Source organism: Rhodococcus sp. 5G237 (assembly GCF_053764735.1).
Genome location: NZ_JBSNCD010000006.1, coordinates 521,471 through 544,943, shown reverse-complemented (window position 1 = coordinate 544,943; position 23,473 = coordinate 521,471). Strand labels below are relative to the sequence as shown.

At 68.7% G+C, this 23,473-nt stretch carries 20 protein-coding genes and 1 tRNA gene; 10 read left to right on the top strand and 11 right to left on the bottom strand.

Annotation, left to right across the window (positions count from 1 at the left end; genetic code table 11):
• The coding region (locus tag ACWPOC_RS17455) for a glutaredoxin family protein (RefSeq protein ID WP_455409037.1) at positions 1-145 on the bottom strand (145 nt) is incomplete at its 3' end.
• Positions 146-254: 109 nt separating this feature from the next.
• Between ACWPOC_RS17455 and ACWPOC_RS17450 the strand changes: the two genes are divergently transcribed.
• The gene (locus ACWPOC_RS17450; protein ID WP_120279826.1) at positions 255-2,399 is read left to right on the top strand and encodes an ATP-dependent DNA helicase UvrD2; all 2,145 of its coding nucleotides are present in this window, start codon (positions 255-257) and stop codon (positions 2,397-2,399) included.
• Between the two features lie 29 nt (positions 2,400-2,428).
• Here the strand turns inward: ACWPOC_RS17450 and ACWPOC_RS17445 are convergent, their stop codons facing one another.
• Positions 2,429-2,788 (bottom strand): VOC family protein, encoded by a 360-nt coding sequence (locus ACWPOC_RS17445; RefSeq protein WP_258258510.1) that lies wholly within the window; start codon positions 2,786-2,788, stop codon positions 2,429-2,431.
• A gap of 560 nt (positions 2,789-3,348) precedes the next feature.
• On the opposite strand from ACWPOC_RS17445, the gene ACWPOC_RS17440 reads away from it, so the two are divergent.
• Positions 3,349-3,633: a WhiB family transcriptional regulator gene (locus tag ACWPOC_RS17440; RefSeq protein ID WP_060651546.1), complete on the top strand. Its 285-nt coding sequence runs from the start codon at positions 3,349-3,351 to the stop codon at positions 3,631-3,633.
• A 19-nt stretch (positions 3,634-3,652) separates the two neighbouring features.
• Here ACWPOC_RS17440 and ACWPOC_RS17435 read toward each other — a convergent pair whose 3' ends face one another.
• From ACWPOC_RS17435 to ACWPOC_RS17425, 3 genes are all read right to left on the bottom strand, one after another.
• A complete protein-coding gene (locus ACWPOC_RS17435) occupies positions 3,653-4,978 on the bottom strand; it encodes an ABC1 kinase family protein (protein ID WP_159417907.1) in 1,326 nt (441 codons plus the stop codon).
• A complete protein-coding gene (locus ACWPOC_RS17430; RefSeq protein WP_455409026.1) occupies positions 4,975-5,868 on the bottom strand; it encodes a hypothetical protein in 894 nt (297 codons plus the stop codon). Before ACWPOC_RS17430 ends, ACWPOC_RS17435 begins: the two co-directional genes overlap by 4 nt.
• A gap of 84 nt (positions 5,869-5,952) precedes the next feature.
• Positions 5,953-7,398 carry a zinc-dependent metalloprotease gene (locus tag ACWPOC_RS17425; RefSeq protein ID WP_120279822.1) on the bottom strand — a complete coding sequence of 482 codons (1,446 nt, stop codon included), beginning with the start codon at positions 7,396-7,398 and terminating at the stop codon, positions 5,953-5,955.
• Between the two features lie 158 nt (positions 7,399-7,556).
• On the opposite strand from ACWPOC_RS17425, the gene ACWPOC_RS17420 reads away from it, so the two are divergent.
• Positions 7,557-8,582, top strand: a complete 1,026-nt coding sequence (locus ACWPOC_RS17420; protein WP_120283515.1) for a YlbL family protein — start codon at positions 7,557-7,559, stop codon at positions 8,580-8,582.
• Between the two features lie 42 nt (positions 8,583-8,624).
• Here the strand turns inward: ACWPOC_RS17420 and ACWPOC_RS17415 are convergent, their stop codons facing one another.
• Entirely contained in the window at positions 8,625-9,230 is a 606-nt protein-coding gene (locus ACWPOC_RS17415; RefSeq protein WP_455409025.1) for a PPA1309 family protein, read from the bottom strand.
• Positions 9,231-9,422: 192 nt separating this feature from the next.
• On the opposite strand from ACWPOC_RS17415, the gene ACWPOC_RS17410 reads away from it, so the two are divergent.
• Positions 9,423-12,440: a UPF0182 family protein gene (locus ACWPOC_RS17410; protein ID WP_455409024.1), complete on the top strand. Its 3,018-nt coding sequence runs from the start codon at positions 9,423-9,425 to the stop codon at positions 12,438-12,440.
• 79 nt (positions 12,441-12,519) lie between these two features.
• Here ACWPOC_RS17410 and ACWPOC_RS17405 read toward each other — a convergent pair whose 3' ends face one another.
• Positions 12,520-13,059, bottom strand: coding sequence for a transglycosylase family protein (locus ACWPOC_RS17405; RefSeq protein ID WP_455409023.1), 540 nt, complete (start codon positions 13,057-13,059; stop codon positions 12,520-12,522).
• Positions 13,060-13,527: 468 nt separating this feature from the next.
• Here ACWPOC_RS17405 and ACWPOC_RS17400 point away from each other — a divergent pair.
• Positions 13,528-13,604 (top strand) — tRNA-Met (locus ACWPOC_RS17400).
• Positions 13,605-13,655: 51 nt separating this feature from the next.
• Here the strand turns inward: ACWPOC_RS17400 and ACWPOC_RS17395 are convergent.
• From ACWPOC_RS17395 to hisN, 4 genes are all read right to left on the bottom strand, one after another.
• Entirely contained in the window at positions 13,656-15,359 is a 1,704-nt protein-coding gene (locus ACWPOC_RS17395; RefSeq protein ID WP_455409022.1) for an acyl-CoA synthetase, read from the bottom strand.
• Between the two features lie 206 nt (positions 15,360-15,565).
• On the bottom strand, positions 15,566-16,780 hold the full coding sequence (locus ACWPOC_RS17390; RefSeq protein WP_120279818.1) for an acyl-CoA dehydrogenase family protein: 1,215 nt from the start codon (positions 16,778-16,780) through the stop codon (positions 15,566-15,568).
• A gap of 28 nt (positions 16,781-16,808) precedes the next feature.
• Positions 16,809-18,203: an acyl-CoA dehydrogenase family protein gene (locus tag ACWPOC_RS17385; protein ID WP_455409021.1), complete on the bottom strand. Its 1,395-nt coding sequence runs from the start codon at positions 18,201-18,203 to the stop codon at positions 16,809-16,811.
• 104 nt (positions 18,204-18,307) lie between these two features.
• Entirely contained in the window at positions 18,308-19,093 is a 786-nt protein-coding gene (hisN, locus tag ACWPOC_RS17380; protein WP_455409020.1) for a histidinol-phosphatase, read from the bottom strand.
• Between the two features lie 144 nt (positions 19,094-19,237).
• Here hisN and prfB point away from each other — a divergent pair, with 144 nt between their 5' ends.
• The 5 genes from prfB to ftsX are packed head-to-tail and all read left to right on the top strand — an operon-like array spanning position 19,238 to position 23,468.
• On the top strand, positions 19,238-20,356 hold the full coding sequence (gene prfB, locus ACWPOC_RS17375; protein WP_016693130.1) for a peptide chain release factor 2: 1,119 nt from the start codon (positions 19,238-19,240) through the stop codon (positions 20,354-20,356).
• A gap of 21 nt (positions 20,357-20,377) precedes the next feature.
• Positions 20,378-21,265 carry a mechanosensitive ion channel family protein gene (locus tag ACWPOC_RS17370; RefSeq protein ID WP_225623583.1) on the top strand — a complete coding sequence of 296 codons (888 nt, stop codon included), beginning with the start codon at positions 20,378-20,380 and terminating at the stop codon, positions 21,263-21,265.
• Positions 21,262-21,768, top strand: coding sequence for a hypothetical protein (locus tag ACWPOC_RS17365; protein WP_455409019.1), 507 nt, complete (start codon positions 21,262-21,264; stop codon positions 21,766-21,768). Before ACWPOC_RS17370 ends, ACWPOC_RS17365 begins: the two co-directional genes overlap by 4 nt.
• A gap of 55 nt (positions 21,769-21,823) precedes the next feature.
• Positions 21,824-22,513, top strand: coding sequence for a cell division ATP-binding protein FtsE (gene ftsE / locus ACWPOC_RS17360; RefSeq protein ID WP_006550350.1), 690 nt, complete (start codon positions 21,824-21,826; stop codon positions 22,511-22,513).
• A 49-nt stretch (positions 22,514-22,562) separates the two neighbouring features.
• Entirely contained in the window at positions 22,563-23,468 is a 906-nt protein-coding gene (gene ftsX / locus ACWPOC_RS17355; protein WP_120279813.1) for a permease-like cell division protein FtsX, read from the top strand.
• The last annotated feature ends 5 nt before the right edge of the window (positions 23,469-23,473 follow it).

Sequence of the window (23,473 nt, the reverse complement as noted above, 5' to 3'; positions counted from 1 at the left end):
CGAATTTCGTCGCGGCCGGATCCGACTCGATGTCGACCTCGGTGTACGCGATGCCGTTCTGGTCGAGCTGGGTCTTCAGCCGCCTGCAGTAACCGCACCAGGTGGTGGAGTAGACGGTCAGGGCGGGGGCGTCGGTGGTCGTCATGTCTTGGAGAACATCACAGCCGCCGAACATGTTCCGCGACCGGGGTGAGCTGTGGTCCTCACCACAGCGGGCGGGGTCACCGGGGGCTGCGCTGTCGGCGGTCGCTGTCATGATGGAGGCCATGTGTGCGGATGTGGTGGACGGTCTCGACCCCGAGCAGGCAGCAGCGGTACTCGCCCCACGCGGACCGGTCTGCGTGCTTGCCGGTGCCGGCACCGGCAAGACCCGCACCATCACGCGCCGCATCGCCCACCTCGTCTCCGCCGGTCACGTCTCCGCCGGCCAGGTCCTCGCCGTCACCTTCACTGCCCGCGCGGCAGGGGAGATGCGCTCACGCCTGCGCGCCCTGGGCATCGGCGGCGACGGCACGCAGGTGCAGGCCCGCACCTTCCACGCCGCCGCCCTGCGGCAGCTGCGGTACTTCTGGCCGCAGGTCGTCGGCGACACGCCGTGGCAACTGCTCGACCGCAAGTTCGCGGCGGTCTCGCAGGCCGCGCACCGGTGCGGCTTCCCGACCGACACCGACACCGTGCGCGACCTGCTGTCGGAGATCGAATGGTCCAAGGGCACGCTCGTCGCGCCCGAGGACTATCCCGCCGCGGCCGCCCGCGCCCACCGCACCCCACCGGCCGATCCAGAGCGGGTCGCGCGCGTCTACGAGACCTACGAGCAGCTCAAGACCCGGTCGGGCGACGGGATGTATCTCGACTTCGACGACCTGCTGCTGCACACCGCCGCGGCCCTCGAGGACAACCTCGCGGTGGCCGAGGAGTTCCGCGACCGCTACCGCTGCTTCGTCGTCGACGAGTACCAGGACGTCACTCCGCTGCAGCAGCGCGTGCTCGACGCCTGGCTCGGTGAGCGCGACGACCTCACGGTGGTCGGCGATGCCAACCAGACCATCTACTCGTTCACCGGCGCCACCCCGAAGCACCTGCTCGACTTCTCCCGCCGGTTCCCCGACGCCACGGTCGTACGCCTCGAACGCGATTACCGCTCCACCCCGGAGGTGGTCGACCTCGCCAACCGCGTGATCGGCGCGGCGCGGGGCCGCATCGCCGGCACCCGGCTCAAGCTCGTCGGTCAGCGTCCGTCCGGACCGGAGCCCACCTTCGCCGAGTTCGACGACGAGCCCGCCGAAGCCCAGGCGGTCGCCAAGGCCGTCGCGAAACTGATGGGCAAGGGGGTCCCGGCAGCCGAGATCGCGGTGCTCTACCGCATCAATGCCCAGTCCGAGGCCTACGAGCAGGCGTTCACGCAGGCGGGAATCCCGTACCAGGTGCGCGGAGGTGAAGGCTTCTTCAACCGCGCGGAGGTCCGGCAGGCGGTCAATGCCCTGCGTCAGGTGGGTACACGCGACGACCTGCCGGAGGACGCCGGTCGCGGTGCCGGGCTGCTCAGCCTCGTCCGGGCCACCCTGGTGCCGCTGGGCCTGACCGACACCGAACCGGTGGGTGCGCAGGCACGCGAGCGCTGGGCGTCGCTCGTCGCGCTCGTGCAGCTCACCGAGGAACTGCTCGAGCACGAACCCGACCTCGATCTGCAGGGCCTGCTGCGCGATCTCGCGGCTCGTGCCGAGGCGCGTCAGCCACCGACGGTCCAGGGCGTCACGCTCGCGTCTCTGCACGCGGCGAAGGGCCTCGAATGGGACGCCGTCTTCCTCGTCGGGCTCACCGACGGCACCCTGCCGATCACCCACGTCACCGGCGACAAGGACACCCCGCCCGACGAGGCCGGCATCGAGGAGGAACGGCGGCTGCTCTACGTCGGCGTCACTCGTGCCCGCGTGCACCTGCAGTTGTCGTGGGCGTTGTCCCGCACGGCGGGCGGTCGCCGGTCGCGGCGACGCTCCCGCTTCCTGCACGGGCTCATCCCCGACAGTTCACCCGCGTCGAAGATCGCCGAACCGGCCTCCCCGCGGAAGAAGCGCCCGCAGTGCCGTGTCTGCGGCAAGCCGCTCATGGGCACCACCTCGACCATGCTCGGTCGCTGCGAGGGGTGCCCGTCCGATCTCGACGAGAATCTGCTCGTCGCGCTCAAGGAATGGCGCCGGGAGCGCTCGAAGGAGATGAAGGTTCCGGCCTACGTCGTCTTCAGCGACAACACCCTCGTCGCGATCGCCGAACAGCAGCCGCGCGACGATCGGGCGCTGGTCGCCATCCCGGGGATCGGGGCGAAGAAGCTCGAGCAGTACGGCGCCGACGTGCTCGCCCTCGTGCGGGGGGAGCGCACCGTCGACACCCTCGACCTCTGAGGACTACGCGGCCGACGTCTCGGCCGGGTTCACTCGGCGCACAGGCAGAAGTAGTGCCCCGCCGGGTCGCGGAACACCCGGAAGGTGCTCTTGTTCGATCCGTCGTCGGCGCGCAGCGCGTCGAGCCCGAGGACGAGACGTTCGGCTTCGTCGAGATCGGGCACGTGGAAGTCGAGATGGGCGTGCACACCGTCGGCGGGCCAGTGACGCGGCGTGAAGTCGGGATCGCGCTGGAACGCGATGGCGGTCGAGTCGTCACGGGCGAGTTCGACCCAGTCCTCTCGCTCGTTGGTGATCGTCCATCCGAGCAACCGGCGGTAGAAGTCGGCGAGCGCGCGCGGATCCGGGCAGTCGAGGACGGGCAGGAATCTCGTGGTCGCGAGGGACATGCCCTCCGACTGTAGTGCCGGGACGAAGACCGCGACACGAAACCGCAGGTAGAAAATAACTTGTGCCGATCGTGTCCACGAATCTAGGCTGGATGACGATGTCACGGGAGACGGCCCGTGCGCGACGAGAAAGTGAGGTGGCCCCGATGCTCGGCTTCGATGCTCGTGCAGTGGCAACGGCCCCTCGTGTCGCTGTGGCAGTAGCAGCTGCCCCTCGTGTCGCTGTGGCCGCCGCTACCACTCGCACTGCCACATCTGTGGCTCCCGCAGTGGCCGCCGCGCCGCGTGCACGCCGACGTGTGTACGCCGCTGCCGTCTCGTCCGTGGTCGGAAGTCGATCGGGAAGTATCTCCCGGTAGACCTTCGTCTCCTCCAGGCCACGGACCCCGCCCAGCGGACCGTGGCCTTTCTCGTTCTCCGGCCGGGTTCGCATCGCATTCCACCGAACCAACGAAGGAGCTCACGTGCCGAGCGAATACCCGTCGAGCCTGTCGAAACGAACGGAAGGAGACGAGGTGCGTCGTACCGACGACATCCTGTCGCGCAGCGACACTTTCGCGGTGTCACGCAACGACCGCGACCGCGACACCCTGCCGTGCCACGACAACGACCCCGACCTGTGGTTCGCCGAGACCCCGGCCGATCTCGAGTACGCCAAGACGCTGTGCGCGGGCTGCCCGGTGCGTGCCCAGTGCCTCGACGCAGCTCTCGAGCGGGAGGAACCCTGGGGCGTGTGGGGCGGGGAGATCATCGACCGTGGTGTCGTCGTGGCCCGCAAGCGGCCGCGGGGCCGGCCGCGGAAGAATCCGCTGCCCGAACCCCGCAAGGAACTGGTCTGTGCGTGAATACGGTTGCCCGGCTTCGTCACTCCTCGACGAAGCCGGGTAGCCATTCACTGAGGATGCGCATGTACGGCGCTTCGGCGTCGAGTTGAGCGCAGATGCCGACCGAACCGAGCAGCACCCGGAACACACCCACGTACTCGGGCGGAAGATTCAGTGTCCGGGCCGTCTTGAAGGTCGAACTCGAGAAGTCCGTGGCCGTGCCTGCCACCCGCTGCAGCCATGCGCGGGTGAAGTGGAACGACTCGGTGTGGATCGGATCGGTGAACGGCCGGAGGTAATCGGCGATCTCCTCGTCGGTGACCGTGCGGCCGGGCAGCACGAACTTGTTGTCGTAGAGCAGCCGGGTGAGTTCGTCGAAACGTTCCTCGAGTGCGAGCCGGACCATCCGCCCGAGCACCGGCGGGAAGCCGTCGGGCATCGCCGCCGTGGCGCCGAAGTCGATGACCCCGAGACGGCCGTCGTCGAGAAGCATGAAATTGCCCGGATGCGGGTCGCTGTGGAGCAGACCGGCGCGTGCGGGCGAACAGAAGTGGAACTCCGCGAGCAGCGCACCGGCCCGGTTGCGCTGCTCTCGCGTACCACCGTTGATGATCGCCGACAGTGGTGTCGCCGAAAGCCATTCGGTCACGACGACCTTCGGTGCACTTGCGACGACACGCGGGATCAGGAACTTCTCGTCGCCGGCGAAGGCCTTCGCGAAGGCCCGCTGGTTGTCGGCCTCGATCCGGTAGTCGAGTTCTTCCTCGGTGCGTGCGGACAACTCGTCGAGCAGCGCACGCACGTCGGCGCCCGGCATCATCGTGGCGAACAACCCGGCGAACCGGGACAGCGTGCGCATGTCGGCGCGCAGCGCCTCGTCGGCGCCCGGGTACTGGACCTTCACCGCGACCTCGCGTCCGTCCGACCACACGGCCCGGTGCACCTGGCCGATGCTGGCCGACGCGACGGGCACGTCGTCGAACGACTCGAAGCGCTCACGCCACTTCGTGCCGAGTTGCTGGTCGAGCACGCGGTGCACGGCCCGGGCGGGCAGGGGAGGGGCCTCGGCCTGCAGTTTGGTGAGCGCCTCCCGATACGGTTCGGCGAACTCCTCCGGGACGGCGGCTTCCATCACGCTCAGGGCCTGGCCGAACTTCATGGCGCCACCCTTGAGTTCGCCCAGCACGCTGAACAACTGTTCGGCGGCCTTCGCCGTCATCTCGGCGTCGATCTCCTCCCGATCTCCACCGGCGAGCCGACGACCGAAACCGACGGCCGCGCGCCCGGCGATTCCCAGGGGAATGCTCGCGAGCTTGGCAGTGCGGGACGAGCTTCTGCGAGGGATGTCTGGCACGCCCCCCATCATGCCTGACCGACCGGAGCGATGGCCGAGCAGTCGCACCGGGGATGACGGAACCATCGACGCGTGACGATGCAGTGGGTTCGCAGGTCCAGTTCGAGCGTGCGGTCGACCGCCGGAGTCACCGACGGATCGGCGGAGAGGAACGCCTCGATCTGACCGACGGCCATCGCCGCGGTCGCCGACGTCACCGCCCGACCGGCGTGGCCCTGCCGCCCGTACAGCTGACTCGCCAGTCGCGGCCAGGACGGATCGAGATCGGTCCGTACGAGATCGGCGCAGCGCAGGCAACTGCTCCGGCCTGGGAGTACGAACGGACCGACGATGCCGCGTCCGTCCCGGATCCGCACCGCGAGATGAGGGATCCCGGCCCGCACGAGCATGTCGACGAGGTGGGGGTCGGGCACCTGCCCGTCGGCGAGGACGACACAGTCGGCCGGACCCTGCGGTTCGTCACCGGACGACGAGCGCACCCACCGCACGTCCCACACCGGGAGATCCTCGACGATCGCCGACGCGAGCGGACCCGAGCCGTGGACCCGCACCCGCCGCGGTCGCGCCGGACCGACCGACGACGCGGGGACCTGCCTGACCGCGCCCGTCGCAGTGAGCTCGTCGAGCACCTGCCGGACCCGTCCGGACGGAAGACCACGCTCCGCCACGACGTCCAGCACTTCGTCGAGGGTGAGCCGGCCGTCGAGCAGCCGGACGAGAACGCCGAGGTCGAAGCTGTCCATGCCCTCGGGTGGCAGGACGACGGTCGCGGTGTCGGGACCCCAGCCGAGCTGGATCGAGCCGTCGGACCGTTCGAGCACGGCCAGTTCCGGATCGACCCGGAGAACCGCCGTCTCGGGCGGCGCGGGATTCGTGGTCGTCTCGCGCGATGCGGTGATCATGGAGACAGACTGACAGCACCCGCGCCCGTGGACGGCTCACGAGGAGCAGTTGTCCACAGGCGCGGGCACCGTTATCGGGTCGTTCTAGGAGGTGCTGTCGTCCCCGGGACGATCCTCGTCGGATCCCTCCTCGGCGGCGCGATCCCGTTCGGCCTGCTCGCGTTCCATGGTCGCCTGCAGCTGGGCGATCGGATCGTCGAAGGCTCCGGTGCCGCCGCCGATCACACGGTCGACGAAGGCTGCCGGGTTGTCGAGATCCGACGAGTCCGGCAGCAGGTCGGGGTGCGCCCACACGTGGTCGCGGGCCTCGGTGCCGGCGTCGGTGGTGAGACGCCGCCACAGCGCGGCGGCCTCGCGCACCTTCCGGGGCCGCAGTTCGAGGCCGACGAGCGTGGCGAAGGTCTGCTCCGCCGGCCCGCCCGTGGCGCGGCGACGGCGCAGGGTCTCGGTCAGGGCCGAGGCGCCCGGGAGCCGCTCGCCGAGCGCGTCGGCGACGACCGTCTCGACCCAGCCCTCGACGAGCGCGAGCATCGTCTCGAGTCGTTCGAGTGCGGCCTTCTGCTCCGGGGTGGTCTGGGGTTCGAACGCGCCCTGCTTGAGGATCTCCTCGAGCTTGGACGGGTCGGTGAGTGCCGACGGATCGAGTCCCTGCGCGAGATCCTCGATCGACGACATGTCCATGCGGATGCCGCGTGCGTACTCCTCGACGGTCGCCAGCATCCGCTGACGCAGCCACGGCACGTGGCTGTAGAGGCGCTGGTGGGCGGTCTCGCGTGCGGCGAGGAAGACGAGCACCTCCTGGGCGGGCTGCTCGAGTCCTTCACCGAAGCTCTCGACCGCGGCCGGCAGCAGAGCAGCGGTGCCCTCCGGGCCGAGCGGGAGACCGATGTCGGTGGAGGTGAGCACTTCCTTCGACAGCTGGCCGAGGGCCTGACCGAGCTGGGAGCCGAAGGCGACCCCCCCCATCTGGGAGAACATGCCGAGCATGGGCCCGGCCATCGCGCGGGCCTCCTCGGGCAGACCGTTCAGCATCATCCCGTTGACCTGCTCGGCGATCGGATCGCACAAGCGCTTCCACGTCTCGAGGGTGTTGTCGAGCCAGTCGACGGGTGTCCACGCCACGACCTTCGACGCACCCGCGGGCAGCGTGGTGGCCGCGTCGAGCCACAGTTCCGCGAGGCGCGCGGCGTCGGTCACGGCGTCGGCGGTGCGGGCCGAGACCGGGTCGACGGACCCGATCTGCTGTCGTGCGAGCTTCGTCGCGATGTCGTAGTTGACCGGGCCCGAGCCGCCGCCGGAACCCATGGCGCTACCCATGCCGGCGAGCATCTGGCCGAACTGGCTGAGCATCTGACCGAACTGCGCGGGATCGAAGCCCTGACCGCCGAACGGGTTGTCGCCCCCGCCGCTGCCGGGCAGTCCGAATCCGAAGGGGATACCGCCACCGGAGCCGCCGCTACCGGAACCCTCGTCCTTCCTGCGGTCGGGGTCGTCGTCGGGATTCGAGAATCCGAAGGGCGTGTCGCTCATGTATCCAACGGTACAAGGCGGCCCGGGCGGGGACCGGCATCGTGGTCACGCTCATGGCGAACACGGCGTGGTACGCCATCAGATGGGCGTGGTACGCCATGAGCGACACAGCACGGTCGTGGTGCGGGGCATCGTCGGCCGACCGCTACCCTGGCCGGGTGAATCGTCGCTACGTCCTGCCGCTCGCGCTCGTGCTCCCGATCCTCGTCATCGTGGTCGTGGCGTTCAACGTCCGGGCGCCGTACGTGGCGCTCGGCCCCGGCCCGGTCTTCGACACGCTCGGCGAGATCGAGGGCACCCCGGTCGTCGCGCTCGAGGGGATCGAGGCGGACGAGACCGAGGGCAGTCTGTTCATGACGACCGTCGGGGTCACCGACAATCTCACCCTCGCGCAGACCTTCACCGCCTGGATCAGCGGTCGCTACGGCGTCGCACCGCGCGAGCAGGTCTATCCGCCCGACCGCAGCAAGGACGAGGTGCAGGCCGTCGACCAGGCGCAGTTCGCCCAGTCGGAGCGGTCCGCCGAACTCGCCGCTCTGCACTATCTCGATCTGCCGGTGACACTGCGGATCGCCGAGGTGGGCCAGGACGCTCCCGCCTCCGGGTTGCTCGAAGCGGGCGACCGGATCGTCGCCGTCGGCGGCGAGGAGATGCGCACGGCCGGCCAGGTCCAGCGCGCGGTCGGCGACGTGCCGCCCGGCGAGTCGGTGGGCATCACCGTCCTGCGCGGCGATGCCGAGGAGTCGTTCGACGTCCCCGTCGGTCCACGGCCCGGCGACCCGGACAAGGGCTTCCTGGGCATCGCCACCGAGGAGGTTCCCGAGGTGCCCTTCGAGGTCACCTTCAACCTGGCCGACATCGGCGGCCCGTCCGCCGGCCTGATGTTCAGTCTGGCCGTGGTGGACAAGCTCAGCCCGGGCCTGCTCAACGGCGGCCTGGACGTCGCCGGGACCGGCACGATCGACTCGGACGGGATGGTCGGGCCGATCGGCGGGATCACCCACAAGCTCACCGCGGCGTCGGAGGACGGCGCGACCGTCTTCCTGGTGCCCGCCGAGAACTGCGCGGAGGCGCAGAGCGGCGCCCCCGAGGGTGTGCAGCTCGTGAAGGTCGAGACGCTCGAGGGCGCGATCGACGCGCTGGCAGCGATCGCGGACGGACGCGACGCGCCGACCTGCAGCTGACCCATCCGCCGCCGAGGGAGCGACAGCGCGGTGGCCGACAGCTCAGTAGTCGTCGTCGCTCGCCTCCAGGGTTACGTACAACGCCGCCACGACGTGCGGGGCGAGGTTGTCGTAGGTCCGCAGCTCGGCACCCGCGAACGGATCGTCGTCGTCGAGCGGACGCAACTGCAGGAGCGAGAGCGACGGCCCGTCGCGCAGGACCGCGGAGATGAGGCGGGCGGCGCGTCGTTCCGGGTGAGTGTGCGCTGCGAGTCGTGCCGCCTCGTCGGCCGCGTGGGTGTCGGCGAGCAGCGGCGCGAAGGCGTCGTCGAGTTCGTTCTCGGCGCTCGGCGGCAGCACCACCACCTCCTGCACGAGCGCGCACCCGGCGACAGAGCCGGGCCAGGTGGTCGTGGCGAGGAACTCCTCGAGTGCGGGACTGCCGCCCTCGACGTCGTCGGGGAAGTCCTCCTGCGCGATCGGGGTGTACTCGTGTCCCTCGTCGAGCTGGTCGGCGAGGGTGGGTTCGGCGGCTGCGAGGAGCACGGTCGGGACGAGCGCGAACATCACGGGAGGGCGGTCCCAACCCTCCGCATCCGCGAAATCGATGATCTCGTGGACGGCGCGCGCGAGTCCTTGTTCGGAAGGTACGGGAAGACGTTGGTTCACCGGCCTATCCTGGCACCCGTACGCGGGTGTGCGCTGCCGGACCTGCGTCGTACGACCCCCGGTAGGAGGATTCCGTAGAGTGGGGCGAAACGGTCACTCCGTGACAACGAGGCGCGTTCGTACGCGTTCGTCGAGCGCGAGATGTACAGATGCGGTGCGATCGCGCCGCCGGACGAGTTGGGAGCGTGGCACGTGGGCATGAGGCCCCCGACCGGAGTACCTACATTGTCGAAGCGGAGCAGAGTTCTGCTGATCCTGGCAGTGGTGGCCGCAGTGCTGCTGCTGCTCGGACCACGGTTGGTGGACACCTACACCAACTGGCTCTGGTTCGGCGAGGTCGACTTCCGGGACGTATACGTCAAGGTTCTCCTGACCCGGATCGCACTGTTCCTGGTGGTCGGGTTGTTCATCGGCGGTGTCGTCTGGCTGGCGATGCTGCTCGCCTACCGGTCGCGCCCGGTCTTCGTGCCGACCACCGGACCCAACGATCCGGTGGCGCGCTACCGCACCACCGTGATGACGCGCATGCGCGCCTTCGGGATCGGCATCCCGGTCGTGCTCGGTGTGCTCTCCGGTCTGGTCGCCCAGGCGGGCTGGGTCACCGTGCAGATGTTCTTCAACGGCGGCGACTTCGGCACCACCGATCCGCAGTTCGGTCTCGACGTGGGCTTCTACGCCTTCGACCTGCCGTTCTACCGCTTCGTGCTCAACTGGTTCTTCGTCGCGATCGTGCTCGGTTTCATCGCGAACCTCGTCACCCACTACATCTTCGGCGGCATCCGTCTCGCCGGTCGCGGTGGAAGCATGTCGACGGCCTCGCGTGTGCAGCTGGCGGTCCTCGCGGGCCTGTTCGTCGCGTTCAAGGCGTTCGCCTACTGGCTCGATCGGTACGAACTGCTGTGGAGCAGCCGCAAGGAACCCACCTTCACCGGTGGTGGCTTCACCGACATCAACGCGGTGTTGCCGGCCAAGCTCATCCTGCTCGCGATCGCCGTCATCTGCGCGATCGCGTTCTTCGCGGCGATCTTCCTGCGCGACCTGCGGATCCCCGCGCTCGCGACGGCGCTGCTCGTGCTGTCGTCGATCCTCGTCGGTGCGGTGTACCCGCTCATGGTCGAGCAGTTCTCGGTGCGCCCGAACGCTGCCGACAAGGAGAGCGAGTACATCGAGCGCAACATCGCCGCGACCCGCGAGGCGTACGGCATCACCGACGACAAGGTGGCGTACGAGGACTACCCGGGCGTGGGTACCACCTCGCCCGAGAACATCCCGGCCGACATCACCACGATCGCGAACGCCCGCCTGCTCGACCCGAACGTGCTTCCCCGCACGTTCACGCAGCAGACGCAGCTGAAGAACTTCTACGGCTACCCCGAGTCGCTCGACATCGACCGGTACGAGCTCGACGGTCGTATGGAGGACTACATCGTCGCGGCGCGTGAGCTCTCGCCGACGAGCCTGACCGGCAACCAGACCGACTGGATCAACCGCCATACCGTGTACACGCACGGCAACGGTCTCGTCGCGGCGCCCGCCAACCGCGTGAACGCCGCCGCGAGTGCCTCGGCGGAGGAGGCCGCCAACAGCAACAGCGGCTATCCCGTCTATTTCGTCAGCGACCTGGCGTCGCTGGCCGCGGAGAACCAGGTCATCCCCGTCGAGCAGCCCCGCATCTACTACGGCGAGGTCATCGCCGAGGCCGATCCGGACTACGCGATCGTCGGCAACAGCGCCGACTCGTCCGGGCCGCGTGAGTACGACACCGACACCGAGAAGTACACCTACACCGGCTCGGGCGGCGTCGACATCGGCAACTGGTTCAACCGGCTCGCCTTCGCCGCGAAGTACGGCGAACGCAACATCCTGTTCTCGAGCGCCATCGGCAGCGACTCGAAGATCCTGTTCAACCGCGACCCGCGTGAGCGCGTGACGAAGGTCGCGCCGTGGCTGACGGCCGACGGCGACGCCTACCCGGCCGCGATCGACGGCCGCATCAAGTGGGTCGTCGACGCGTACACCACGCTCGACTACTACCCGTACGCGCAGCGTGCGTCGCTCGAGGGCCTCGTCGAGGACAGCATCGACCAGAACACCGGCCGGTTGCTGCCCCGCAAGGAGGTCTCGTACATCCGAAACTCGGTCAAGGCGACGGTCGATGCCTACGACGGCACCGTCACGCTCTACCAGGTCGACGATCAGGACCCGGTCCTGAAGGCGTGGATGGGTGTCTTCCCCGACGCGGTGACCCCGCAGGACCAGATCTCCGACGAACTGCGGGCGCACTTCCGCTACCCGGAGGACCTGTTCAAGGTGCAGCGCGAGATGCTCGCCAAGTACCACGTCGACGACCCGCGCGAGTTCTTCACCAACAACGCGTTCTGGTCGGTGCCGGCCGATCCGACGGTCGACACCAGCGCGAACCAGCCGCCCTACTACCTGCTGATGGGCGATCGTGAGACGGCGGATCCGCGGTTCCGCCTGACCTCGGCGATGGTGGGATACAACCGGCAGTTCCTGTCGGCGTACATCTCGGTCGAATCCGATCCGGAGAACTACGGCAAGTTCACGATCCTGCAGCTACCGACGGACACACAGACCTTCGGTCCGGAGCAGACGCAGAACGCGATGATCTCCGACACCCGAGTGGCTTCGGAGCGGACCCTGCTCGAACGGTCCAACCGGATCCAGTACGGCAACCTGCTCACCTTGCCCATCGCGGACGGCGGCATCCTGTACGTCCAGCCGATGTACACCGAGCGCAATGCCACGGCGGGCAGCACGTCGACCTTCCCGCAGCTGTCGCGCGTGCTCGTCAGCTACCGGGAGCCGGGTGCCAGCGGTGGCGTCCGGATCGGTTACGCGCCCACTCTCGCCGGTGCGCTCGACCAGGTCTTCGGTCCCGGTGTCGGTGACGCGGCCACCGCTCCCGGTGGCGAGGCGCTGCCCACCGCCGAAGTCGAGGACGAGACCCGCGGTGAGGCGATCGGCGAGGGCACGGAGGAGCAGAACCAGCCTTCCGATCAGCAGCAACAGCAGCCCGCCTCGCCGGCGCCGACCGCTCCCGCGAATCGCGATGCCGCGGTCGCGGAGCTCGATTCGGCACTTGCGGAGCTGGCCAACGCGCAGACCAGCGGCGATTTCGAAGCCTACGGTCGGGCGCTGCGGCGGGTGCAGCAGGCGGTCGATGCCTACGAGTCCACCGGCGGCTGATCCGGTAACGGAATCGGACACGACGAAGGCCCGCGGTTCGCACCGCGGGCCTTCGTCGTGTTCGTGGAGGCGGTCTGCGTCAGCGACCGGCCAGCGTGATGTCGACGATCTGCGCGAACTCGGCGCCGAAGCCGTACTGCTGGGCGAGCTGGTTGGCGGTGTCGACGGCCTGGGTGACCTGGGCCGGCAGCTGGGGGGCGGCCGGAGCCGCGGGTGCCGGAGCCACGGGTGCCGGAGCTTCCGGAGCCGGCGCGGGAGCCTCGGGCGCGGCGGGAGCCGGCGCGGATTCGGTGGTCAGGTACTGACCGCAGACGGGCCACGCACCGGGGCCCTGCGTCTGCAGGACGTTCTCGGCGACGCGGATCTGCTCCGCCTTCGAGGCCTGGTCCGCGCGGCCGCTGCCGCCGTTGGCCTCCCAGGTGCTCTGCGAGAACTGCAGGCCACCGTAGTAGCCGTTGCCGGTGTTGATGGCCCAGTTGCCACCGCTCTCGCACTGGGCGACGCCGTCCCAGTTGTGCTGGGCGGCGGACGCGGTGCCGGTGGCGAGCGCGAACGGAACCGCGGCGAGTGCACCGGTGACGACGGCAGTGCGGAATGCACGCGTGCTGAAGTTGGTCATGCTGTGGAGTCCTTCCCGCGCTCGCGGAGCGCGACGGCCCTCGTCGATCTCGGCCGACGGAGAATGTCTCCGTCCGGATCGGGGACCATGTCGGTCGCGTCCCTGCCCCTCGGGTCTTCGTAGGCACCGGATCCCGCGGGGCAGACTGGCGGCGACGGGCCGGTGGTGGCTCGGCTGTTTCGAGCCGGGACCGACAGTACAAAGCGTGTCGCGGCCCGTCACCCCCGTGCCGAGAGAGGCTCCCGTCCACCTGGTGAGATGACGCCGAAGGGTTTTCGCAGCTCAGGACGGTGATAACGGGGATCGATGCAAGATCGTTACACCTCCGTTATGTGTCGATAGTCATGGTGGAAATGTGAACCGGGTCACCCGGAAGTAGCGGTGATTCCGGTTGTCGTCGAGAAGGATCCGCGTCCGACGAGGCGATTTGCATTCCGTTTCCGCGCTCGTGTAGGTTCGTTCATGCAACGCGGGGTGGAGCAGCTCGGTAGCTCGCTGGGCTCATAACCCAGAGGTCGCAGGTTCAAATCCTGTCCCCGCTACCACCACGAAGGCCGGTCGTCTCGGACGACCGGCCTTCGTTCTTTTCGGGAGGGTCACCCCCGGGCGGCGGTGTACCCCTTCCCGGGATCCTCGGGCACATCCATCTCCACCAGCACCCGGCGCAGCAACTTCCCGGTGGCATTGCGCGGCAGCTCGTCGAGGAAGACCACCTCCCGCGGGACCTTGTACCGGGCGAGATTCGCCTTCACGAACGCCCTGATGTCCTCGGCGTCGCGGAAGGAATCGGGGGAGGGGACCACGAAGGCCCGCAGCCGCTGCCCGAACTCGGAATCGGGGACACCCACCACGGCGGCGTCGAGCACGTCCTCTCGTTCGGCGAGCAGGTTCTCGACCTCGAGCGGATAGACGTTCTCGCCGCCGGAGACGATCATGTCGTCGTCGCGGCCGTCGACGAAGAGCAGGCCGTTCTCGTCCCAGTGCCCGATGTCGCCGATCGACAGCAGCCCGTCGATGCGTTCCTTGTCGCGACCGTCGGTGTAGCCGGCGAAGGACAGGCCGCTCGAGACGAAGATGCGGCCGGAGACGTGCGGGTCGGTGATGCGGTTGCCGTCGTCGTCGAACAGCACCACCCGGCAGGTCACGGGAGGACGACCGGCCGTGCCGGGCGCCTGCCGGATGTCGTCGGGGGTCGCGACCGTCGCGACGGCGCATTCGGTGGATCCGTACAGGTTGTACAGCACGTGCCCGAAGGCCTCCGTCGTCCGGCGGCACACGTCGGGTGAGAGCGACGAACCCGCGGAGAAGACGATCTTCAGGCTCGAGGTGTCGTACTCGGCGATCTTCTCCGGTCCGAGGTCGAGAATCCGCTGCAGCATCGTCGGGACGACGACCAGCACATTCGCGCCGTGCTGCTCGACGAGGCCCAGGGTGTCGACGGGGGAGAAGCGCCGCATCATCACCACGGTCTGACCGAGCGCGAGGGCGAGCGCGAACTGAGAGACGCCGGTGCCGTGGAAGGCGGGGGCGGCCATGAGCATCGTCTGTCCGGGGCGCAGCGGAACCCGGTCGAGGAACTGGGCCGACGCGAACGGCGACGTGCGGCCGCGCGGCGCGCCCTTCGGGGTGCCGGTGGTGCCGCTGGTGAGCAACACGAATCCACCGAAGACCTCCGGGGCGGGCAGGGACGAGCCGTCCATGCCTTCGATCGAGTGCTCCAGTGTCGGGACATCGGGGACCTCGTCGTCCACCCAGGAGACGTACCGGCGCACGTCCTCGGGGAGCGCGGCGGCGACCTCGGCGAACTCGCTGTCGAAGACGAACGTCGAGACCTGTTCGCGCGCGGCGACGTCGACGAGTTGCCGCGGGGCGAAGCCGGTGTTCATCATGACGAGCCGCACGCCGAGCTTGGCGGTGGCGAGCATGGTCAGCACGAGACCGCGGTGATTGCGGGCCATGATGCCCATGACCGATCCCGGTTCGACCCCGGCGCGCTGCCACGCACGCACGAGGGCGTTGGAGCGGGCCTCGAGTTCCTTGTAGGTGACGTCGCCGGCCTCGTCGATCAGTGCGACGGCGTCGAGGCCGCGTTCGGCCTGCGCGTGCACGGCACCGGCGAAGGGCCCGTACTTGTTGGCCGCCATGATCGTCCCGATGCTGTGGTCCACGCGCGGGAAGTGCAGCAGACCGGCGCGATGGAGTACCGCGAGTGATCCGACGGTGTCCTTGACCTGGCCGATCGTGTCGTCGAGCGTGATCCGCCCGCCCGTGATCCTGCCGAAAATGTCCTGACCGAGCATCCGTCCCCCTGGTTGTGTGTCGGCGTCAGGACACACAGTAGCCGTGACGTAGCTCACATTCCAGGCAAACTTCCTCGAACGGGTAGAGCCCTCGCCGCGCCTGCGGCGAGGGCTCGTCCCCCGATGGATCCTCCGAAACGCCCGGTACCGTCGCCGGCCCCGGTCCCATCCCTCCGGGGCCCGCGGACGGACCCCATGCCCGGGTGTTATTTCAGTTCGGAGGACGACTTTCCGAGCACCCGTCGAGCGACGATGAGCTGCTGGATCTGCTGGGTGCCCTCGAAGATGTCGAGGATCTTGGAATCACGTGCCCACTTCTCGAGCAGCGGCCGCTGCGAGTACCCGTAGGTGCCGGCGAGTTCGACGGCCTTGAGCGAGACCGCGGTGCCGGTGCGGCCGGCCTTCGCCTTGGACACCGACGCCTCGAGGGAGTTGGGCTTCTTGTTGTCGGCCATCCACGTCGCGCGCAGCGCGAGCAGGTAGGCGGCCTCCCAATCGGCCTCGAGCGCCAGGAACTCGGCGGCCGCGGCATGCTGGTTGTTCGCGGGGATGTCGTAGGAGACCTCGACGCCCGCCTCCTTCAGGATCGTGCGCAGTTCCTCGAGCACCGCGCGACCGAGACCCACGGCCATACCGGCCACGATCGGACGCGTGTTGTCGAAGGTCTGCATGACCCCGGCGAACCCCTTCTCGGTGTTCACCTCCGGGGAACCGAGGATGTTGTCCTTCGGGATGCGGCAGTTGTCGAGCACGAGCACGGCGGTGTCGGACGCCTTGATGCCGAGCTTCTTCTCGAGGCGGGCGACCGAGAGTCCGGGAGCGTCGCGCGGCACGACGAACGACTTGATCGCGGCGCGGCCCTTCGACCTGTCGACGGACGCCCACACGACGATGTGGGTGGAACGCTCACCGGCGGTGACGAAGATCTTCTCGCCGTTGAGGACCCACTCGTCGCCGTCGAGCACGGCCGTGGTGGTCACGGCCGCCGAGTCGGATCCGAAGCCCGGCTCGGTGATCGCCATGGAGGCCCACACCTTGCCGAAACGTTCGAGCTGCTCGTCGGTGGCCACCGCGGCGATCGCGGAGTTGCCGAGGCCCTGGTAGGGGATCGAGAGGGTCAGACCGACGTCGCCCCAGCACGTCTCGATGACGTTGAGGAGACCGGCCATGTTGCCGCCGTTGGCGTTTCCGGCGGGGCCGTCCTGCTTGGCCTTGCTGTCGCGGCCGAGCGTGGCGCCCGCCGCGCCCTGACCGGAGTCGTTGAGTCCCTCGACCATCGCGGCCATCGTGTCGAGTTCGACGGGGTACTCGTGCTCGGCGAGGTCGTACTTGCGGGAGATCGGCCGGAAGATCTGCGCGGCGACCTGATGGGCCTGGTTCGCGGAAGCCTTGAGCTTCCGGGGAAGTTCGAGATTGATCATCACAGGTTCCTTGTTCGGGTCGGGCCGATCAGACGAGGACGACGCCCTCGGCGACTCCGATTGCTCGCAGGTCGCGGTACCAACGTTCGACGGGGTGTTCCTTGGTGTAGCCGTGGCCGCCGAGCAGCTGGACGCCGTCGAGGCCGAACTGCATGCCCTTGTCGGTGGCGAGCTTGCGGGCCAGGGCCGCCTCGCGAGCGAACGACAGGCCTTGCTCGGCCCGCGACGCGCCGCGCAGCGTGACCAGGCGCAGACCGTCGAGCTCGATCTTGATGTTGGCCACCATGAACGCAACCGCCTGGCGGTGGCTGATGGGCTCACCGAAGGCCTCGCGCTCGTTGACGTAGGGGACCACGTAGTCGAGCACGGCCTGACCGGTGCCCATCGCCAGAGCGGCCCATCCCAGGCGCGACAGGCGCACGGCGTCGGCGTACTGCTCGGCGCGGACGTCGGCGTCGTCGTCGCCGAGACGTGCCGATTCCGGCACCGCGACGTCCTCGAGCAGCAGGCGGCCCAGTCCGGCGGCGCGCAGGCCCATGCCCGGATCGGCCTCGATGACGACGCCCTTGCTCTTCGCCTCGACGAGGAAGAGGGACGGCTTGCCGTCGAGTTCGGCTGCCACGACGAAGAGTTCGGCGCTGCCCGCGGCCGGGACGAACGACTTCACGCCGTTGAGCCGATAGCCGCTGGGGGAGCGCACCGCCTTGGTCTGCAGCGCGAAAGGATCGAACAGGGCGCGCGGCTCGGCGATGACGACGGACGCCTGGGGGACGTCGTCGCCGGCGAAGGCCGGCAGGTAGGTCTTCTGCTGGTCCTCGGTGCCCCACTGCGTCAGCGCCACGGCCACACCGCTCGGCGCGAGGATCGGCAGGGCCAGACCCATGTCGCCGTGCGCGAGTGCCTCGGCGACCAGCACGTTGGTGACCACGCCGCGCTCGTCGGCGGCGCCGTCGAACGCCTCGGGCACGTTGACCATGGTGATGCCGAGTTCGGCTGCGCGCCCGAGCAGATCGGCCGGGGCGGCGGCGGCCTCGTCGGCGTCGTGCGCGGCGGGCCGCAGGATCTCGGCGGCGAACTCACGCACCGTCTCCGTGATCATCTGCTGATCGTCGGTGGGGGTGAGGTCGAAGAAGTCGGCGTTCTTCGCGGTGGCGAGACGCTGCGGGCCGCTCGCGCCGCCCGACACCTTCTTGAAGGTGCGCGTGGCGGCACCGAGGGTCTTGAAGCCCGTCTTCGTGGACTGATACGTGATCCGGTCGATCGTCTCGCGGAACTTGTACCGGTCGGCCAGTTCGGAGCCCGTGATCCGGGTGAGCACGCGCATGGCAGCGCCCATGGCGTCGCGTTTGATCGGATTGAGGCCGACGGCGGACGTGTCGCGAGGCGTGTGGCGGGCCACGCTGTCTTGCTTGCTCATGATCACCAGATGTCTCTCGATGCGGCAGCGGACGCTCCGATCTTACTTCTGAGTAAGGTCAGTGTCTACTGCGCGGTAAGTTCCGCGGGTCGACCCCCTCACGCGACCTCTCACTTCAGCCGACCGAGCACCTCGTCGTGCAGCGTCCCGTTGGTCGCGACCGCGCTGCCGCCGTGCGGACCGTCCGCGCCTTCGAGGTTCGTGAACCGGCCACCGGCCTCGCGCACCACTACGTCGAGGGCAGCCAGATCCCACAGCGACACCTCGGGTTCGAGCGCGATCTCGAGGGTGCCCTCCGCGAGCAGGCAGTAGGAGAAGAAGTCGCCGTAGGCGCGCACCCGCCACACGTCGTCGGTCAGGGCGACGAACCGATCCCGGATGCCGCGCTCGTGCCAGCCGCTCAGGCTCGAGAAGCTCAGCGACGCCGATGCGAGATCGGTCACCTGCGACACCGAGATGCGCCGGGGCTCGGCGCCGTCGTGCGACACCCAGGCACCGCCGCCCGCAGCAGCCCACCACCGACGGTTCAGTGCCGGGGCGCTGACCACGCCCACGACGGGCACACCGTCCTCGAGGAGCGAGATCAGGCTCGCCCAGACCGGCACGCCGCGCACGAAGTTCTTCGTGCCGTCGATCGGATCGACGACCCACTGCCGTCCACGCAAGACCGCGTCGCCACCGAACTCCTCACCGAGCACCGCATCGTCCGGTCGCTGCTCGCCGAGCATCTCGCGGATGGTGCGCTCGACGGCGAGGTCGGCGTCGGAGACCGGGCTCAGGTCCGGCTTGTCGTCCACCTTCAGGTCCAGCGCACCGAAGCGGTCGCGGGTGATGGAGTCGGACGCGTCGGCGAGTCGGAGGGCGAGGTCCAGGTCGGCCGTGTAGTCGGTGGTCATGACGGAAACGCTAGCCGCCGTCGCTCGGGGCCGAGCAGCTTGCCGTCCACTCCGGGTCGGCGATGCTCGACCCGGCTCGGGCCCTGCCCGTGTCGATCGCCGCCCACGGCGGGCCCGTTCGGCGCTCCGGTAACCTGTTGAATCGTGCATCCCGATGTTTCCGCAGCCCTGACCGAGCTCGACACGACCCTCCGCACCGTGGAGTCGGTCCTCGACGTCGAGGAGCTGCGACGGCGCATCGACGAACTCGAGCACCAGGCCGCCGATCCCGAGCTGTGGAACGACCAGGAGCACGCCCAGAAGGTCACCAGCGAGCTGTCGCACGCACAGGGCGAGCTGCGCCGGGTCGAGGGTCTGCGTCAGCGACTCGAGGATCTGCCGGTCCTGTACGAACTCGCCGAGGGCGAGGAGGGCGAGGCCCGCACCGCCGCCATGGCCGACGCCGACGCCGAACGTGAGAGCCTGCGCGCCGACATCGAGGCGATGGAGGTGCGCACGCTGCTGTCGGGCGAGTACGACCAGCGCGACGCACTCGTCAACATCCGCGCAGGAGCCGGTGGCGTCGACGCGGCCGACTGGGCCGAGATGCTCATGCGCATGTACATCCGCTGGGCCGACAAGCACGGCTACGGCGTCGAGGTCTACGACACCTCCTACGCCGAAGAGGCCGGCATCAAATCCGCCACCTTCGCGGTCAAGGCGCCCTACACCTACGGCACCCTGTCGGTCGAGATGGGCACGCACCGGCTCGTGCGCATCAGCCCCTTCGACAACCAGGGACGCCGCCAGACCTCCTTCGCCGAGGTCGAGGTGCTGCCCGTCGTCGAGACCACCGACCACATCGACGTCGACGAGAACGACGTCCGCGTCGACGTCTACCGTTCGTCCGGCCCGGGTGGCCAGTCGGTCAACACCACCGACTCCGCCGTGCGCCTGACACACATCCCGACCGGCATCGTCGTCACCTGTCAGAACGAGAAGTCGCAGCTGCAGAACAAGGTCGCGGCCATGCGCGTCCTGCAGGCCAAGCTCCTCGAGCGCAAGCGCCAGGAGGAGCGCGCCGAGATGGATGCGCTCAAGGGCGACGGCGGCAGCTCGTGGGGCAACCAGATGCGCTCGTACGTGCTGCACCCGTACCAGATGGTCAAGGACCTGCGCACCGAGTACGAGGTCAACAACCCGTCGGCGGTGCTCGACGGCGACATCGACGGATTCCTCGAATCGGGCATCCGCTGGCGTATGCGGGAAGAGCAGAAGTCGTGATCGGAAACAGGAGAGGGCCCTGTGCCGTTTCTTCCCGGAGCTAGACTGCTCGACTGGTTGTCGACGAGCGGGCTGCTGATCGCACTCACGATCCTGGGCGCGGTTCTCATCGCCCGGTTCGTCTCCTGGATCGGCAGCCGCATCACGCGGCGCATCGACGAGCGCTACACGCAGTCCGACGACCTCGTGCGGTCCGAAGCGACGAAGCACCGCCACTCGGTCGCCCAGGTGGTCACGTGGATGGCGATCTCGTTCGTGTACATCGTCGCCACCCTGAAGGTGTTCGACTATCTCCAGCTGCCCATCGGCAGCCTGGTCGCGCCGGCGACCGTGCTCGGCGCGGCGCTCGGCTTCGGTGCCCAGCGCATCGTGCAGGACATCCTTGCGGGGTTCTTCATCATCACCGAACGCCAGTACGGCTTCGGCGACACGGTGCAGATCTCCGTGACCGGTGCGTCCGAGGACGCGGTCGGCACCGTCGAGGACGTCACACTGCGTGTCACCCGGGTGCGCAGCACGGCGGGCGAGGTCATCACCGTCCCCAACGGGCAGATCAACAAGGCCGTCAACCTGTCGAAGGACTGGGCGCGCGCCGTGGTGGACGTGCCGATCCCGGTGACCGCCGACATCGCCGACGTCACCGAGATCCTGCGCGAACTGGGTGTCGCTGCATACCAGGAACCCCGCCTGCGGGAGCTGTTGCTCGACGAACCGAGCGTGATGGGTGTCGAGAGCCTCGAGGTGGATCAGCTCAGCGTCCGCATGGTCGCGCGCACGCTGCCCGGCAAGCAGTTCCAGGTGGGCCGTCTGCTGCGTGCGCGGATCGCGCGAGCGCTGCGTGAACAGGGCATCACCGTCACGCCCCAGCTCGACACCGCCAGCGTGGTCGATCGAGTGGAGGCACAGTGACACCGGGTGGAGGGGCCTCGGGTGGAGGCGCGGCGACCGAGCCGGAGCAGACGCACCGCAGGCGCATCCCGTCGCACCTGCTGGGTGGGCGGATCAGGACCACGACCTTCGCGTTGTGCACCCTGTGGCTCGCGCTGTGGGTGACCTATCTGTTCCTGAACCAGCCCGAGGACAACCCCGCGGCACCGTCGACCGCCGTGCTCATCTCCGAGACCCCGTACGTGCCGTACGTGCCGCCGGCGACCACGGTCCCGGAGGAGGAGTACGTGCCGGAGACCACCGACACGCCCTATCCGCCGACGACCTCGTCGCTCTCCCGGCCCACGCCGTCGACCGATGCGCCGGGTTCGGAACAGGGGGTCGTGCCGCAACAGGACGTGCCGACCACGGGGATTCCCACCACGACGAACAGGCAGTTCCCGTTCGATCTGCCGCGGATCCCCGGGGTGAACGACCAGCAGAACCCGACGGTGACCGAGGACACCGACGCCCCGCCGTCGTAGAGCGCCGACGAGCCGGGTCAATAGGTCACCGTCCGGTAACGGTTAGCATGTCCACGTGATCCGGCTGGAGAATGTGTCCAAGTCCTACAAGACGTCCACGCGCCCCGCACTCGAAGGGGTCTCGGTGCACGTCGAGAAGGGCGAGTTCGTCTTTCTCATCGGTCCCTCCGGATCCGGGAAGTCGACCTTCCTCCGGTTGCTCCTGCGCGAGGAGAAGCCCACCACCGGCGACATCCACGTGGCCGATTTCCACGTCAACCGGCTGCCGGCGCGGCGCGTGCCGAAGCTGCGCCAGAATCTCGGGTGCGTCTTCCAAGACTTCCGGCTGCTCCAGCGCAAGACGGTCGCCGAGAACATCTCGTTCGCTCTCGAAGTGATCGGCAAGCCGCGCGGAGTGATCGAACGGACGGTGCCGGAGGTTCTCGACCTGGTGGGACTGTCCGGCAAGGCCGACCGGCTGCCCGCCGAACTGTCCGGCGGCGAACAGCAGCGCGTCGCGATCGCGCGCGCGTTCGTCAACCGGCCGCTCGTGCTGATGGCCGACGAACCGACCGGCAACCTCGACCCCGAGACCAGCCAGGACATCATGCTGCTGCTCGAACGCATCAACCGCACGGGCACGACGGTGCTCATGGCGACCCACGACCACCACATCGTCGACTCGATGCGGCGGCGGGTCGTCGAACTCGATCTCGGACGCGTCGTGCGCGACGAGGCACGCGGCGTCTACGGCGTCGGCCGGTAGATCCCGTCACCCGAGCATCCCCACCAGGCAACCGAAGGATTCCCACCCGATGCGTGCCAGCTTCCTGTTCAGCGAGGTCACCACCGGCCTGCGCCGCAACCTCACCATGACCATCGCGATGATCCTCACCACGGCGATCTCCCTCGCGCTGTTCGGTGCGGGTCTGCTCGTGGTCCAGATGGCGGGCAAGACGGAACGGATCTTCCTCGACCGGGTCGAGGTACAGGTGTTCCTGACCGAGGACATCTCCTCGCTCGATCCGGAGTGCGAGCAGGACCTCTGCTCCGCTCTGCGCAGCGACCTCGAGGGCACCGACGACGTGGTGTCGGTCCAGTACCTGAGCCGCGACGATGCCGTCGCCGACGCCACCGAACGCGTCTTCGCCGATCAGCCCGAACTCGCCGAACTCGTGAGCGCCGACAGCTTCCCGGCCTCCTTCAAGATCAAGATGTCCGATCCGGATCGCTTCGCGGCGATCCAGGACGACTTCGGCACCAGACCCGGCGTCGACAGCGTGCTGAACCAGCAGGATCTCGTCGAGCGCCTGTTCGGTGTGCTCGGCGGCATCCGCAACGGCGCGTTCGCCATCGCTACGATCCAGGCGATCGCGGCCGTGCTGCTGATCGCCAACATGGTGCAGATCGCGGCCTTCACCCGCCGCACCGAGGTCGGCATCATGCGCCTGGTCGGCGCGACCCGCTGGTACACGCAGCTGCCCTTCCTCCTCGAGGCGGTGATCGCCGCGATCGTCGGTGCCGCGCTCGCCATCGGCGGCCTGTTCGTCGCCAAGAGCATGTTCGTCGACGACATGCTCACCGAGGTCTACGACGCGAACATCGTCGCCCGCATCACCGACAGCGACATCCTTCTGGTCTCGCCGTTCCTGGTGCTCGTGGGTGTGGGGATGGCCGCTCTCACCTCGTATGTGACCTTGCGTCTGTACGTGCGTGAATAAGGTGT